The organism is Leifsonia sp. KNZ13-11D, assembly GCF_056754895.1.
Genome location: NZ_JBPGWU010000001.1, coordinates 1,486,061 through 1,499,329, shown reverse-complemented (window position 1 = coordinate 1,499,329; position 13,269 = coordinate 1,486,061). Strand labels below are relative to the sequence as shown.

General features: G+C 69.5%; 14 protein-coding genes and 1 tRNA gene. 5 read left to right on the top strand and 10 right to left on the bottom strand.

Going from position 1 to position 13,269, the window contains the following annotated elements; all coding sequences use genetic code 11:
• Nucleotides 1-33 precede the first annotated feature (33 nt).
• The 5 genes from ACR9Y5_RS07550 to prfB form a co-directional block, all read right to left on the bottom strand.
• The gene (locus ACR9Y5_RS07550) at nucleotides 34-774 is read right to left on the bottom strand and encodes a tyrosine-protein phosphatase (RefSeq protein WP_481297386.1); all 741 of its coding nucleotides are present in this window, start codon (nucleotides 772-774) and stop codon (nucleotides 34-36) included.
• Nucleotides 775-794: 20 nt separating this feature from the next.
• Nucleotides 795-1,271 carry an SsrA-binding protein SmpB gene (smpB, locus tag ACR9Y5_RS07545; protein ID WP_310128589.1) on the bottom strand — a complete coding sequence of 159 codons (477 nt, stop codon included), beginning with the start codon at nucleotides 1,269-1,271 and terminating at the stop codon, nucleotides 795-797.
• 86 nt (nucleotides 1,272-1,357) lie between these two features.
• On the bottom strand, nucleotides 1,358-2,263 hold the full coding sequence (ftsX, locus tag ACR9Y5_RS07540; RefSeq protein ID WP_481297385.1) for a permease-like cell division protein FtsX: 906 nt from the start codon (nucleotides 2,261-2,263) through the stop codon (nucleotides 1,358-1,360).
• Nucleotides 2,260-3,375: a cell division ATP-binding protein FtsE gene (gene ftsE / locus ACR9Y5_RS07535; protein ID WP_481297384.1), complete on the bottom strand. Its 1,116-nt coding sequence runs from the start codon at nucleotides 3,373-3,375 to the stop codon at nucleotides 2,260-2,262. Before ftsE ends, ftsX begins: the two co-directional genes overlap by 4 nt.
• A gap of 102 nt (nucleotides 3,376-3,477) precedes the next feature.
• Nucleotides 3,478-4,596 carry a peptide chain release factor 2 gene (prfB, locus tag ACR9Y5_RS07530; RefSeq protein ID WP_481297383.1) on the bottom strand — a complete coding sequence of 373 codons (1,119 nt, stop codon included), beginning with the start codon at nucleotides 4,594-4,596 and terminating at the stop codon, nucleotides 3,478-3,480.
• A gap of 79 nt (nucleotides 4,597-4,675) precedes the next feature.
• Between prfB and ACR9Y5_RS07525 the strand changes: the two genes are divergently transcribed.
• The 4 genes from ACR9Y5_RS07525 to ACR9Y5_RS07510 all read left to right on the top strand — a co-directional run bounded on the left by ACR9Y5_RS07525 (nucleotide 4,676) and on the right by ACR9Y5_RS07510 (nucleotide 8,045).
• Nucleotides 4,676-5,941: an MFS transporter gene (locus ACR9Y5_RS07525; protein ID WP_481297382.1), complete on the top strand. Its 1,266-nt coding sequence runs from the start codon at nucleotides 4,676-4,678 to the stop codon at nucleotides 5,939-5,941.
• A 62-nt stretch (nucleotides 5,942-6,003) separates the two neighbouring features.
• A complete protein-coding gene (locus ACR9Y5_RS07520) occupies nucleotides 6,004-7,041 on the top strand; it encodes an LLM class flavin-dependent oxidoreductase (protein ID WP_481297381.1) in 1,038 nt (345 codons plus the stop codon).
• Between the two features lie 13 nt (nucleotides 7,042-7,054).
• Nucleotides 7,055-7,134, top strand: a tRNA-Leu gene (locus ACR9Y5_RS07515).
• Between the two features lie 125 nt (nucleotides 7,135-7,259).
• Complete coding sequence (locus ACR9Y5_RS07510) at nucleotides 7,260-8,045, top strand: DedA family protein (protein ID WP_481297380.1); 786 nt, start codon at nucleotides 7,260-7,262, stop codon at nucleotides 8,043-8,045.
• Between the two features lie 297 nt (nucleotides 8,046-8,342).
• On the opposite strand, the gene ACR9Y5_RS07505 is transcribed toward ACR9Y5_RS07510, so the two are convergent.
• The 4 genes from ACR9Y5_RS07505 to murI all read right to left on the bottom strand — a co-directional run bounded on the left by ACR9Y5_RS07505 (nucleotide 8,343) and on the right by murI (nucleotide 11,542).
• The gene (locus ACR9Y5_RS07505; protein WP_481297379.1) at nucleotides 8,343-9,245 is read right to left on the bottom strand and encodes a cation diffusion facilitator family transporter; all 903 of its coding nucleotides are present in this window, start codon (nucleotides 9,243-9,245) and stop codon (nucleotides 8,343-8,345) included.
• A gap of 72 nt (nucleotides 9,246-9,317) precedes the next feature.
• Complete coding sequence (gene rdgB / locus ACR9Y5_RS07500; RefSeq protein ID WP_481297378.1) at nucleotides 9,318-9,947, bottom strand: RdgB/HAM1 family non-canonical purine NTP pyrophosphatase; 630 nt, start codon at nucleotides 9,945-9,947, stop codon at nucleotides 9,318-9,320.
• Nucleotides 9,944-10,693 (bottom strand): ribonuclease PH, encoded by a 750-nt coding sequence (gene rph / locus ACR9Y5_RS07495; protein WP_481297377.1) that lies wholly within the window; start codon nucleotides 10,691-10,693, stop codon nucleotides 9,944-9,946. The genes rdgB and rph overlap by 4 nt, the downstream gene beginning before the upstream one ends.
• 30 nt (nucleotides 10,694-10,723) lie before the next feature.
• Nucleotides 10,724-11,542, bottom strand: coding sequence for a glutamate racemase (gene murI, locus ACR9Y5_RS07490; protein WP_440743562.1), 819 nt, complete (start codon nucleotides 11,540-11,542; stop codon nucleotides 10,724-10,726).
• A gap of 67 nt (nucleotides 11,543-11,609) precedes the next feature.
• On the opposite strand from murI, the gene ACR9Y5_RS07485 reads away from it, so the two are divergent.
• Entirely contained in the window at nucleotides 11,610-12,929 is a 1,320-nt protein-coding gene (locus ACR9Y5_RS07485) for a nicotinate phosphoribosyltransferase (RefSeq protein WP_481297376.1), read from the top strand.
• A 28-nt stretch (nucleotides 12,930-12,957) separates the two neighbouring features.
• Here ACR9Y5_RS07485 and ACR9Y5_RS07480 read toward each other — a convergent pair whose 3' ends face one another.
• Entirely contained in the window at nucleotides 12,958-13,236 is a 279-nt protein-coding gene (locus tag ACR9Y5_RS07480; protein WP_481297375.1) for a DUF3039 domain-containing protein, read from the bottom strand.
• Between the last annotated feature and the right edge of the window lie 33 nt (nucleotides 13,237-13,269).

The following is a 13,269-nucleotide window of genomic DNA, read 5'->3' as shown; positions in this document are numbered from 1 at the left end:
CCCTGGGAGCGGGTTATGGATCGGGCGAGAATCTCAGGCCGGCTGCACGAGCACGGAGCGGAGCTTCGCCAGCTCCAGCTCGTCGAGCCCGGCGGCGAGCAGGTACCCACGCACGCTCCCGTGCCGCTGCTCGATGTGGTCGATCACGGTCTCGAGCGCTTCACGCGGACTGCCGCCGAGGATGACACGCAGGTCGGGCGTGACCTCGACCCCGTAGCCGCGCACCAGCTCCAGCATGCCCTCCAGCCACGGGCCCTCGAGGTTGCCCTCTGTGACGGCGTAGTCGTCGACGACTGTCTCGCGGTCCACCCCGACCGCGAGCAGAGCGAGGGCGATCACGATGCCGGTGCGGTCCTTGCCCGCGGTACAGTGCACGACCACCGGCTCATCGCCCGTGTCGGCGATCTCGCGGAGGGCCCGCACGATCACATCGGTGTGCTGGAACACGATCTTGTCGTAAAGGTGCACGATGGTCGCGCCGACCGTCGAGGCCGAGGCGCCGGACCCCTCGAAGACGGGCAGGCGCAGCACCTCCACGTCGAGCCCGTCGAGGTCGTCGGGCAGCGCCTGCACCTCGAAGTCGTCGCGCAGGTCGATGACGATCCGGATGCCGAGCTCGCGCATCCCCTCCCGCCCTGCCTCCCCGAGCCGGCCGAGCGCATCCGCGCGGAACAGCTTGCCCGGCCGGGTCGCTCCCCCGTCTGCCGGGTACCCGCCGATGTCGCGGAAGTTGTAGGTGCCGGCGATCGGGATGCGCTGTGCGATCGAGTCCATGGACTCAGTCTCGCACTCCGTCACTCGCCGAGGTGATTGCGGGTGGACATGGCGCGCTCGGCCTCGCGCTTGTCCTGACGTTCGCGCAGCGCCTGCCGCTTGTCGTACTCGCGCTTGCCCTTCGCGACCGCGATCTCGACCTTCGCGCGCCCGTCGTTGAAGTAGATCGACAGCGGAACGATGGTGTAGCCGCCCTGCTTCACCTTGTTCTCGATCTTCAGGATCTGCGCCTTGTGGAGCAGCAGCTTGCGCTTGCGCCGCGGCGCGTGGTTGTTCCACGTGCCGTCGGCGTACTCGGGGATGTGCACGGCGTCGAGCCACGCCTCGCCGCCGTCGACGAACGCGTAGCCGTCGACCAGCGACGCGCGCCCGAGCCGGAGCGACTTCACCTCGGTGCCGGTGAGCACGAGCCCGGCCTCGTAGGTGTCCTCGATCGTGTAGTCATGGCGCGCACGGCGATTGGTGGCCACGACCTTCTGACCACGTTCCTTCGGCACAGCTCACTCCTCGACTCGATCGGTTCTGCGCACGGCGCGTTCGCCGGGCAGCGGACCAGTCTATCGTGACTCGGTGCGCGGGCGGATCAGACCTTCAGATAGCGCTTTATCGCGAAGTTCGCCGAGGCTGCGGCCAGCACGATGCCGATCACCACCAGGATCGGGATGACCAGCCAGGCCTGCTCCATACCGACGAAGTTGATCGACTGGATGCGGTCGCTCAGGTAGCCGCGCACGAAGAACTGAACGCCGAGCGCGATCACGACCGACGCCAGCACCGAGCCGATCAGCGCCGCGATGACGCCCTCGATGATGAACGGCGTCTGGATGAAACGGTTCGACGCTCCGACCAGCCGCATGATCCCGATCTCCCGGCGCCTGGAGAATGCGGAGAGCCGGATCGTGGTCGCGATCAGCAGCACGGCAGCCACGAGCATGAGCGCGGCGATACCGATCGCGGTGTAGCTGGCGGCGTTCAGGATGCTGAAGATCTGGTCCAGGTAGCTGCGCTGGTCGACGACGCTCTGCACTCCGGCCGATCCGGACAGCGTCTCGGTGAGGACCGCGGAGTTGTTCGGGTCCTTGAGGTTCACCCAGAACGTCTGCGGGATCATGTCCGGCGTGACGAAGTCGGCGATCTGGTTGCCCTTGAACTGCTGCTTGAACTGCTCGTAGCCCTGCTTCTGGTCCTGGAAGTAGAACTTCTGGATGTACGGCGAGAGCTCCGGCGACTCCAGCTGCTTCTTGACGGCCTCGATCGACTGGTCGGTCGCGGCGCCGCCGGTGCAGTTGTCGGTCTGCGTGCACATGTACACGGCGACCTGGGCACGGTCGTACCAGTAGGTCTTCATCTGGCCGATCTGCATCTGCAGCAGGACGGCCGTGCCGACGAAGGTCAGCGAGATGAAGGTCACGAGGATGACCGAGACCACCATCGAGAGATTGCGGCGGAGGCCGTTGCCGACCTCCGACCAGATGAGTCCGAATCTCATTTCGTCGGCCCCACATTCTGGTCGCCGTCGCGGTCCGCGCCCTCGCGCAGGCCGCTGAGGTCGAGGTTCGCAGTGAAGTTGAGGTGGTCCGGCAGCTCCTCCGATGCAGGAGCCGGCGTGACGGGCGCCGTCGCGAACTGCACGGGCGCGGGCACCTGACGTGCGGGCTCCGGCTGCGTGGGCGCCGGCTGCGTGGGCGCCGGCTGTGCAGCGGGCTGCTGAGCGGCGGGAACCGGCTGCACCGGCGCCGTCTGCTGCGGCGCGGTCTGCGGCACGGACACCGGCGCCGTAGGTGTCGAGGTCGGCGCGTGCGGCCGGGTCATCGGCGCCTCGGCCGACTGCTGCGCGGGCACTCCGCCTGCGTAGGCGGGCGTCGCGACCGAGATCGGCTCGTCGCGTTCGAGCGGCTGGGCGATCGGCACGGCCGCCGTGAATCCGTAACCGCCGTGACGCTCGTCGCGCACGATCTGACCGCCCACGAGCTCGATCACGCGCCGCTTCATCTGGTCGACGATCGCGGCCTCGTGCGTGGCCATGAGCACGGTCGTGCCACCGGCGTTGATCCGCTCGAGCACGGCCATGATGCCGGCGCTCGTGGCGGGGTCGAGGTTTCCGGTCGGCTCGTCGGCCAGCAGCACCTGCGGCTTGTTCACCACGGCGCGCGCGATCGCCACGCGCTGCTGCTCACCGCCGGAGAGCTCGTGCGGCAGGCGCTGCGCCTTGCCGTCGAGCCCGACCATCTTCAGCACATCCGGAACAGCCTCCTGGATGAAGCCGCGGGACTTGCCGATGACCTGCAGCGTGAACGCGACGTTCTGGAAGACGTTCTTGTTCGGGAGCAGGCGGAAATCCTGGAAGACGACGCCGATGTTGCGGCGGAAGTAGGGGACCTTGCGGGACGAGATCGTGTTGAGGTCCTGCCCCAGCACATGGATCTTGCCCTTGGTCGGCTTCTCCTCTTTGAGGATCAGTCGGAGGCAGCTGGACTTGCCCGAGCCGGAGGCGCCGACGAGGAAGACGAACTCTCCGCGCAGCACTTCCAGGTTGATGCCGTTCAGCGCCGGGCGCGCCGTGCCCGCGTACTGCTTGGATACGTGTTCGAACCGGATCATGACTTCTTGAGACTATGCAGTCCCGGCCCGATCCGCAGTAGCGACATGCCCGCGCGAGGCAAGCCTGACAGTCGGCAGGACGCCGGATGGGCGCCGGCGCTGTTACGCCTGAGCCTCCGCTTTGTTGCCGGCGCGCCAGCGGATGCCCGCGGCGATGAAGCCGTCGAGGTCGCCGTCGAACACCGAGCTCGGGTTGCCGGACTCGTATCCCGTGCGCAGGTCCTTCACCAACTGCTGGCCGTAGAGGAAGTAGGAGCGCATCTGGTCGCCCCAGCTCGCCGTGATCGTGCCGGCGAGCTCCTTCTTCTTCGCGGCCTCCTCCTCCTTCTGCAGCAGCAGCAGGCGCGTCTGGAGCACGCGCATCGCGGCGGCGCGGTTCTGGATCTGCGACTTCTCGTTCTGCATCGAGACCACGAGGCCGGTGGGGAGGTGCGTGATGCGCACGGCGGAGTCCGTCGTGTTGACCGACTGGCCGCCCGGGCCGGAGGACCGGAAGACGTCGACGCGGATGTCGCCCTCCGGGACCTCGACCTCCGTCGCCTCCTCCATGAGCGGGATGACCTCGACGGCCGCGAACGAGGTCTGGCGCTTGTCCGCCGAGCCGAAGGGACTGATCCGGGCCAGGCGGTGCGTGCCGGCTTCGACCGACAGCGTGCCGAAGGCGTAGGGCGCATCCACCTCGAAGGTCGCCGACTTGATGCCCGCCCCCTCGGCGTAGGAGGTGTCCATCACCTTGACCGGGTACTTGTGCTGCTCCGCCCACCGGAGGTACATGCGCATCAGCATCTCGGCGAAGTCGGTGGCGTCGTCGCCGCCGGCTCCGGAGCGGATGGTCACGATCGCCGCGCGGTCGTCGTACTCGCCGCTCAGGAGCGTCTGCACCTCGAGGTCGCCGAGCGCGGTCTGCAGCGACTGCAGCTCGGCACGGGCCTCGGCGGCGGACTCCTCGTCGTCGGCCTCGTTGGCGAGCTCGACCAGCACCTCCAGGTCGTCGAGCCGCTGCTCGATCGCGGTGATGCGGCCGAGCTCCGACTGGCGGTGGCTGAGTGCGCTGGTGACCTTCTGCGCGTTGGCGGTGTCGTCCCAGAGGTCGGGCGCCCCGGCCTTCTCGCTGAGGTCGGCGATCTCGGCGCGGAGGCGCGGCACATCCACCACCGCGGTGATGTCGTCGAAGGTGGAGCGCAGGTCGGCGATCTGGGAGGAGAGGTCGAGTTCGATCATGTCGTCCTCCAGCCTACCGGGCGGTCGCCGCCGCGGGACGGCGCGGAGGCGCCCGGGAAAGTTGTACGGTGTTAACGACATGACTTCCGACGAGCGCCCCTTCCGTTTCCGCTCCGTCGCCCTTGCCGCCTTCCTGCCGACCCTCCTGTTCTCGATCGGGGAGGGCGCGATCATCCCGATCATCCCCGTCGCGGCCGGCAACCTCGGCGCGGGCCTCGCGATGGCGGGCTTCATCGCATCCATGGTGATGCTGGGCGAGCTGGTGGGCGACATCCCGAGCGGATGGGTGGTGTCGCGCTTCGGCGAGCGCACCTCCATGATCGGCGCGGCCGTCGTGGCGATCGTCGGCGTCGTGATCTGCCTGCTCGCCCCGAACTACTGGGTGCTGATGGGCGGCATCTTCCTGGTCGGGATCGCGACGGCGGTCTTCGCCCTCGCCCGGCACGCCTTCATGACCACGTATGTGCCGGCTCGCTACCGCGCTCGCGCGCTGTCGACCCTGGGCGGCATCTTCCGCGGCGGCTGGTTCATCGGGCCCCTGATCGCGTCGGCCGTCATCGCGGTGACCGGCTCGACGCAGTCCGTGTTCTGGATCTTCATCGTCAGCTGTCTGGGCTCGGTGATCGTGCTGATCGCCCTCCCCGACCCGGAGGCGATGTTCGGCCCCTCGCAGCGGGTCGCCGACGAGTACGGCGCCCAGGTGACCGAGGGCGAGGAGGATGCCGAGGAGCGCACACACGGACTGTTCCGCACGATCTGGTCCTTCCGCGAGGTGCTCGCCCGGATGGGCGCGGGCGTCTCGCTGGTCGCCGCGATCCGCTCGGCGCGGACGGTGCTGCTCCCGCTGTGGGCCGTGTCCATCGGCCTGAGCGAGTCGCATACCGCTCTCATCATCGGCATCGCCGGCGCGGTCGATTTCGCGCTGTTCTACTCCAGCGGCCAGATCATGGACCGGTTCGGCCGGATGTGGAGCGCCATCCCGTCGATGATCGGGTTGGGGCTCGGCTTCCTCGTGCTCGCGTTCTCGCACGATCTCAGCACCAATGTGGCCTGGTACATCGGCGTCTCCCTGTTCCTCTCCCTCGCCAACGGCATCGGCTCCGGCATCGTCATGACGCTCGGCGCCGACCTCGCGCCGAAGGACAGGCCCGCGCCCTTCCTCGGCGCATGGCGCTTCTCGGCGGACGCGGGGCAGGCCGCCGCTCCCCTCTTCGTCTCGCTGCTGACGGCACTCGTCTCGATCTCGTTCGCCAGCGGGGTCATGGGAGTGCTGGGGCTGGTCGGCGCCGGGATGCTGGCCCGCTACATCCCCCGCTACGTGCCGAGGAAGGCCCGCACGGCCTGACAGGGAATACGCTCGTCCCCGACGGTGCTAGCTTCCATGCATACGCATGAGACGAGGATGACATGGCCGCACGACTGGAACTCGGGATCGACACCTTCGGGGACGTGACGCTGGACGCCGACGGCACGCCGTTGCCGCAGGCGCAGGTGCTGCGCAACGTCGTCGAGGAGGGTGTGCTGGCCGACCGCGTCGGCCTCGACTTCTTCGGCGTCGGCGAGCACCACCGCGCAGACTTCGCCGTCTCGGCGCCCGAGGTCGTGCTGGCCGCCATCGCCGGCCGCACCGAGCGCATCCACCTCGGCTCGGCCGTCACCGTGTTGAGCTCCGACGACCCGGTGCGCGTCTTCCAGCGCTTCGCCACGCTCGACGGCGTCTCGGGAGGGCGCGCCGAGGTGATCCTCGGGCGCGGGTCGTTCATCGAGTCGTTCCCGCTGTTCGGGCTCGACCTCGCCCAGTACGAGGAGCTGTTCGAGGAGAAGCTGGGGCTGTTCGCCGCCCTGCGTACGCAGGAGCCGGTGACATGGACCGGCCAGCTCCGGGCTCCGCTCACCGAGCAGTCCGTCTACCCGCACGTCGAGAACGCGCCGCTGAAGACGTGGATCGGTGTCGGCGGCAGCCCGGAGTCGGTCGTCCGTGCGGCGCACTACGGGCTCCCGCTGATGCTGGCGATCATCGGCGGAGGCCCCATGCGCTTCCAGCCGCTGGCCGAGCTGTACCGCAACGCGCTCGAGCAGTTCGGTCAGGACACGACGCTGCCGATCGGCATCCACTCCCCCGGCTTCGTCGCGGAGACCGACGAGGAGGCCAAGGACACGCTGTGGCCGCACTACGAGGTGATGACGAACCGGATCGGCCGCGAGCGCGGCTGGCCGCCCGCCTCCCGTGCCCGCTTCGAGCACGAGGCGGGACCGGACGGCGCGCTCGTCGTCGGCTCGCCGGAGACCGTCGCGCAGAAGATCGTGTACGCGGCCCGCGGCCTCGGCGCCTCGCGCGTCGACATCAAGATGAGCAACGGGACGCTGCCGCATTCCGACCTGATGCGCTCGATCGAGCTGTACGGCACGGAGGTCGCACCGCGCGTCCATGAGCTAATGTCGTAGCCGCGCACCGCGCGCGGGAGTGGTGAAACTGGCAGACACGCAGGATTTAGGTTCCTGTGCTTCGGCGTGAGGGTTCGAGTCCCTTCTCCCGCACCGACAGTACGACCACGGGATGATCTTTCCCCGAGGCGCCGGATTCGCACGCTTCGTGCAGCTTCCGGCAACCAGCCGCCGCTAAACTCGGCCACAGCTTTCCCACCGATCCCTCCTGGAGAACAGTGATCCATCACGCCGGCCTCATCCCGTGGCTCGACCCCCACACGATCATCGACTCGGCCGGGCCGTGGGCCCTGCTGGTCGTGTGCGGCATCGTGTTCGCGGAGACCGGCCTGCTGATCGGCTTCCTGTTCCCCGGCGACACCCTGCTGATCATCTCCGGGCTGCTCACGCACACCTCCCACGTCTTCGGGCTCGATATCTGGTGGGTGGCCCTGGCCATCGCGTTCGCCGCCTTCATCGGCGGCGAGGTCGGCTACCTGATCGGCCACAAGGCCGGGCCGAAGGTGTTCGAACGCAAGGAGTCCGGGCTCTTCTCGATGGAGAACGTCCGCCGGACCAACACGTTCTTCGTACGCTTCGGCGCGCTCGCGATCATCGTCGCCCGATTCGTCCCCATCGTCCGCACCTTCGCACCGGTCGCGGCGGGCGTGGGTCACATGAACTACCGCAAGTACTCGCTCTACAACGCCCTCGGCGCGCTGCTCTGGGGCGCCGGCGTGACGTACTTCGGCTACCTGATCGGCTACATCCCGCCGGTCGCGAACTTCGTCTCCAGCTACATCGACGTCATCCTGATCGGTGCTGTGCTGATCACTCTCATCCCCACGCTGATCCATTACTTCCAGTCGTCCCGCAAGGCCAAGCGGAAGGCCGCCGCGGAGCAGGCCGCCGCGGCGGCGGCGGCGGCGCAGGGCCCCCAGCCGGTCGCCGGCGAGCCGTCGTCGCACGACACGCCGGCCGCCCCGCGCGCGGCGCACCCGGCGCCCACCCGCCCCGAGGCCTAGCCCGCCCGACGACCTCGGAGAACCGGTCCGGATTCTCCGCCGCAGCGCCCCGCCCGTTCCGCTGAGGTGCACGTTGTTGCGCAGCCGCACGGCGTGTCGCCCACAACGACGTGCACCTCAACGAGATGGGAGGGCTTGCGTCGGAGAATTGCCGTCACGTCTCCCCTGCGGCGGTGAGGTGCACGTTGTTGCGCAGCCGCACGGCGTGTCGCCCACAACGACGTGCACCTCGACGAGATGGGAGGCGAGGTGTGCGAGAAGGGAGAGGGGGTGCGGGGGTGCGGGGGCGGGTGCGGGTCAGCGGTGGAACTCGTCCTCGTGGGCGGCGTGCTCGGCCGGTTCGAGCTGGAAGGTGGAGTGCTCGACGTCGAAGTGCTTCGAGAGGCAGCCGGACAGCTCGTCGAGGAGAGCGCCGGTGCGGCCGGAGCGGAAGACCGACTGCTCGCACACCACGTGCGCGCTGAACACCGGTGCTCCGGAGGTGATCGCCCACACGTGCACGTCGTGCACCGCGACCACGCCCGGCGTGCCCAGGATGTGGTCGCGGATCTCGGCGACGTCGGTGTCCGCCGGGGCGGCCTCGCTGAGCACGCGCACCACATCCCGCAGCAGCGAGAACGCGCGCGGGACGATCAGCACGGCGATGAGCAGTGAGGCGATCGCGTCGGCCGGGACGAAGCCGGTGGTCAGGATGATGACGGCCGCAACGATGACCGTCGCGGACCCGACCAGGTCGCCCAGCACCTCCAGGTAGGCGCCGCGCATGTTGATCGACCGTCCGGCGGCGGGCCGGAGCAGCAGCAGAGCGCCCAGGTTCGCGACCAGCCCGATGACGGCGACGATCAGCATCGGGATGCTGTGCACCTCCGTCTCGCCGCCGACCAGCCGGCCGATGGCGCCGATCGTCACCGTGACCGCCACGACGACGAGGATGAGCCCGTTGATGAGCGCGCCGAACACCTCGGCGCGCCGGTATCCGAAGGTCTGGCGGTCGGTCGCCGGGCGCGCCGCGACGATGGTCGCCATGAGCGCGATGATGAGGCCCGCGAGGTCGCTGAGCATATGCCCGGCATCGGCGAGCAGCGACAGCGAACCGCTCAGCCACGCGCCGAACACCTCGACGACGAGCACCGCCGCCACGATGCCGATGGCGATCAGCAGGCGGTTTCGGTTGGCGGTGTGGCCGTGGTCGTGACTCATCTCGACTTCTACGGTAGATAGAAGTCTCGGCGTCCGCCAGAGGCGGCGACTAGTTGGGAATGAGTGGCGTTCTCAGCTGCCGGCGCGCTCACCCGACGAGCAGGCTCCCGCCGCGAGCTCCCGCAGCGCCGGGACGATGGCCGCGAACGCCCGCGCCCGGTGGCTCTCCGCGTTCTTCCGCTCGGCAGTCAGCTCCGCCGCCGTCACGTCGTGCCCGTCGGGCACGAAGATCGGGTCGTATCCGTGACCGCCGTCGCCGCGTGGCTCTCGCGCGATGCGCCCGGGCCAGACACCCTGGACGATCGTCGGCTCCCCGCCGGGCACGACCAGGGCGAGCGTCGCCGTGAAGTGCGCGGCGCGCGCCGGATCCGGGATGTCGGCCAGCTGGTCGAGCAGCAGTCGCAGGTTCGCGGCGGCGTCGCCGTGCGTGCCGGACCAGATGGCGGAGAAGATGCCGGGGGCGCCGCCCATGACATCCACGCAGATGCCGGAATCGTCGGCGAGCGCCGGCAGCCCGGTGTGCTCGGCCGCCGCGCGCGCCTTGATCAACGCGTTCTCCTCGAAGCTGGTGCCGTCCTCGACCGGGACGGGACCGTCGTAGGCGACGATCTCGAGTCCCGGCAGCTCACTGCCGAGGATGCCCTGGAACTCCCGGGCCTTATGGGCGTTGTGGGTCGCGAGGACCACGCGCACGGCGGTCACGCCTCCGCAGCGGCGGGGGTGAGCGCGGCCGACTGGATGCCCGCCAGCTCGGTGGTCCCCGCGAGGGCGAGGTCGAGCAGGTCGTTCAGCTCGCGGCGGTCGAAGGGCGCGCCCTCCGCCGTGCCTTGCACCTCGACGAAGAGTCCGCGACCGGTGACGACGACGTTCATGTCGGTCTCGGCGCGCACATCCTCCACGTAGGCCAGGTCGAGCATCGGGGTGCCGTCGATGATGCCGACCGAGACCGCGGAGACGGAGTCGATGAGCGGGATCGCCCTCTGACCGATGAAGCGATGCTCGCGGCCCCACTCCAGCGCCTCGGCGAGCGCCACGTAGGCGCCGGTGATCGCCGCCGTGCGCGTGCCGCCGTCGGCCTGCAGCACGTCGCAGTCGAGCACGATCGTGTTCTCGCCCAGCGCCTTCATGTCGACCACGGCGCGCAGGCTCCGCCCGACGAGGCGGCTGATCTCGTGCGTGCGGCCGCCGACGCGTCCCTTCACCGACTCGCGGTCCATCCGCTCGTTGGTCGAGCGGGGCAGCATCGCGTACTCGGCGGTGACCCAGCCGCGGCCCTTGCCTGCCATCCAGCGCGGCACGCCGTTCGTGAAGGATGCCGTGCACAGCACCCGCGTGTTGCCGAACGAGATCAGTGCAGAACCCTCGGCCTGACGGCTCCAGCCCCGCTCGATGGTGACCGGCCGCAGCTGGTCGGGGGTGCGCCCGTCGGCGCGGGTGATGTCGGTCACGGGGATCTCCTCGGATCGGGGACGGTTGCTCTACAGGGGCAGGTCGATGACGCCGGTCTGCACCAGGTCGACCCGCGAGACCTCGGGGCCGATGAAGCGGTGCGCCAGGCGCAGGAAGGTGTCGGCGTCGGAGCCGGTGGCCTCGTACCGGATGGTGGGCGGCAGCGGCGAGCGCCGCTCGAGCCCCTGCCCCACCAGTGTGCGGTAGACGTCCTTGGCGGTCTCGGTGTCGCTGGACACGAGCGAGACGCCCTCGCCCATCACGTACGAGATTGCGCCCTTCAGGAACGGGTAGTGGGTGCAGCCCAGCACGAGCGTGTCGACGTCCGCCTCGCGCAGCGGGCGCAGGTACTCCGCGGTGACGCGCAGCACCTCCTCGCCGGAGGTGATGCCGGCCTCCACGAATTCGACGAACCGGGGGCACGCCTGGGTGAAGAGCTCGAGCGTGGGCGCTGCCGCGAAGGCGTCCTCGTAGGCGCGGGAGGCGATGGTTCCCACCGTGCCGATCACCCCGACGCGCCCCGTGCGGGTGGCCGCGACGGCGCGGCGGACGGCCGGCTGGATGACCTCGATGACGGGCACGTCGTAGCGCTCGCGCGCATCCCGGAGCATGGCCGAGGAGGCGGTGTTGCAGGCGATCACCAAAAGTTTGACGCCCTGTTCGACCAGGAAGTCCATGACCTCCAGGGAGTAGCGGCGCACGTCCGCGATCGACTTGGGCCCGTACGGCGAGTGCGCGGTGTCGCCGACGTAGAGCAGCGACTCGTTGGGCAGCTGATCGCGGATGGCGCGGGCGACGGTCAACCCGCCCACACCCGAGTCGAAGATCCCAATCGGCGCATCCGTCACAGCAGTCCAGCCTACCCGCCGTCCGCTCGCCGCCTCCGCTGCAGTGGTCGTGGGTAGGCTGGACGGCGTGACCGAGAGACCCGCGTCCTCCGCCTTCCTCACCGACCGCTACGAGCTCACGATGCTCGACGCCGCCCTTCTCGCCGGCACGCACGATCGCGAGTGCGTGTTCGAGGCGTTCACCCGCCGCCTGCCGGCCGGCCGCCGTTACGGCGTGCTCGCGGGTACCGGGCGCCTGCTGGAGCTGATCGACCAGTTCCGCTTCGGGGACGCCGAGCTGCAGTTCCTGCGGGACAACCGGGTCGTCCGCGACGAGACCATCGACTGGCTGGCCGACTACCGTTTCTCCGGCACCATCCGCGGGTACCGCGAGGGCGAGCTGTTCTTCCCGGGTTCGCCGTTCTTCATCGTGGATGCGCCCTTCGCCGAGGGCGTCATCCTCGAGACCCTGCTGCTGAGCGTGTTCAACTACGACTCCGCCGTCGCCTCGGCCGCAGCACGCATGGTCGCCGCCGCGGGCGGGCGTCCCCTCGCCGAAATGGGCTCGCGCCGCGCGAACGAGCGTTCGGCGGTCGCGGCGGCGCGCGCCGCCTTCATCGCGGGGTTCTCGGCCACCTCGAACCTCGAAGCCGGCCGCACCTGGGGCGTCCCCACCATGGGGACCGCCGCCCACGCCTTCACGCTGCTCCACGACTCCGAGGAGGCGGCGTTCCGGGCGCAGGTGGATGCGCTGGGCCCCGGCACGACGCTGCTGGTCGACACCTTCGACGTCACCAGGGCCATCGACACCGCCGTTCGCGTGGCCGGCCCCGAGCTCGGCGCCGTGCGCCTCGACTCGGGCGACCTCCCTAAGCTGGTGAAGCAGGTGCGCCAGCAGCTCGACTCGCTGGGGGCGACGAAGACGCGCATCACCGTCACCAACGACCTCGACGAGTACACCATTGCGGCACTCGCGGCCTCCCCGGTCGACTCGTACGGCGTCGGGACGTCCGTGGTCACCGGCTCCGGCAATCCGGCGTCCGGGATGGTGTACAAGCTTGTGGCGCACCGCAGCCACGGCAGCTCGGGCGAGTGGATCCCGGTGGCCAAGAAGTCGGACGGCAAGGCGGGCGTCGGGGGCAGGAAGCATCCCGTACGGCGCCACGACGCCTCCGGGGCCGCGGTGGCGGAGGTCGTGCACATCGTCGAGAAGGGCGAGATCCCGGACGACACCGGTCGCGACCTGCTCGTGCCGCTGATCACCCGCGGCGAGGTGCACCAGGAGCACCTCGGCATCGAGGGGACGCGCCGCGCGCGCGAGCACCGCGAACTCGCGATGAGCGAGCTCCCGGACGAGGCGTTCCGCCTGGGCCGCGGCGACCCGGTGCTCCCGACGATCTTCGAGTGAGGAGCACCCGCCCGGCAGCGGCCGGGACTCAGTCGCCCTGCAGGCCCTCGTAGATCTCGCGGCAGGTCGGGCAGACCGGGAACTTCTCGGGGTCGCGGTTCGGCGTCCACATCTTGCCGCAGAGCGCCTTGACCGGCTTGCCGGTCATCGCGGACTCCAGGATCTGCTCCTTCTTCACGTAGTGCGAGAAGCGCTCGTGATCGCCCGGCTCCTGGTTCTGCAGGAGCTGCTCGAGCTCGCGATCGAGCGTGGTCGCACCGCCGCCGCCGGGCTCACCGAAGGGATCGGAGATGCTGGCTTCGTTCATGTCTCCAGTGTAGACGCCCGAGGTCCGAACGCT

Bases quoted from the DNA above. Each gene is read 5' to 3' on its own strand.
- ACR9Y5_RS07550 (WP_481297386.1), bottom strand. From the start codon at position 774: ATGGACTCGATCGCACAGCGCATCCCGATCGCCGGCACCTACAACTTC.
- ftsX (WP_481297385.1), bottom strand. From the start codon at position 2,263: ATGAGATTCGGACTCATCTGGTCGGAGGTCGGCAACGGCCTCCGCCGC.
- ftsE (WP_481297384.1), bottom strand. From the start codon at position 3,375: ATGATCCGGTTCGAACACGTATCCAAGCAGTACGCGGGCACGGCGCGC.
- prfB (WP_481297383.1), bottom strand. From the start codon at position 4,596: ATGATCGAACTCGACCTCTCCTCCCAGATCGCCGACCTGCGCTCCACC.
- ACR9Y5_RS07525 (WP_481297382.1), top strand. From the start codon at position 4,676: ATGACTTCCGACGAGCGCCCCTTCCGTTTCCGCTCCGTCGCCCTTGCC.
- ACR9Y5_RS07520 (WP_481297381.1), top strand. From the start codon at position 6,004: ATGGCCGCACGACTGGAACTCGGGATCGACACCTTCGGGGACGTGACG.
- ACR9Y5_RS07505 (WP_481297379.1), bottom strand. From the start codon at position 9,245: ATGAGTCACGACCACGGCCACACCGCCAACCGAAACCGCCTGCTGATC.
- ACR9Y5_RS07480 (WP_481297375.1), bottom strand. From the start codon at position 13,236: ATGAACGAAGCCAGCATCTCCGATCCCTTCGGTGAGCCCGGCGGCGGC.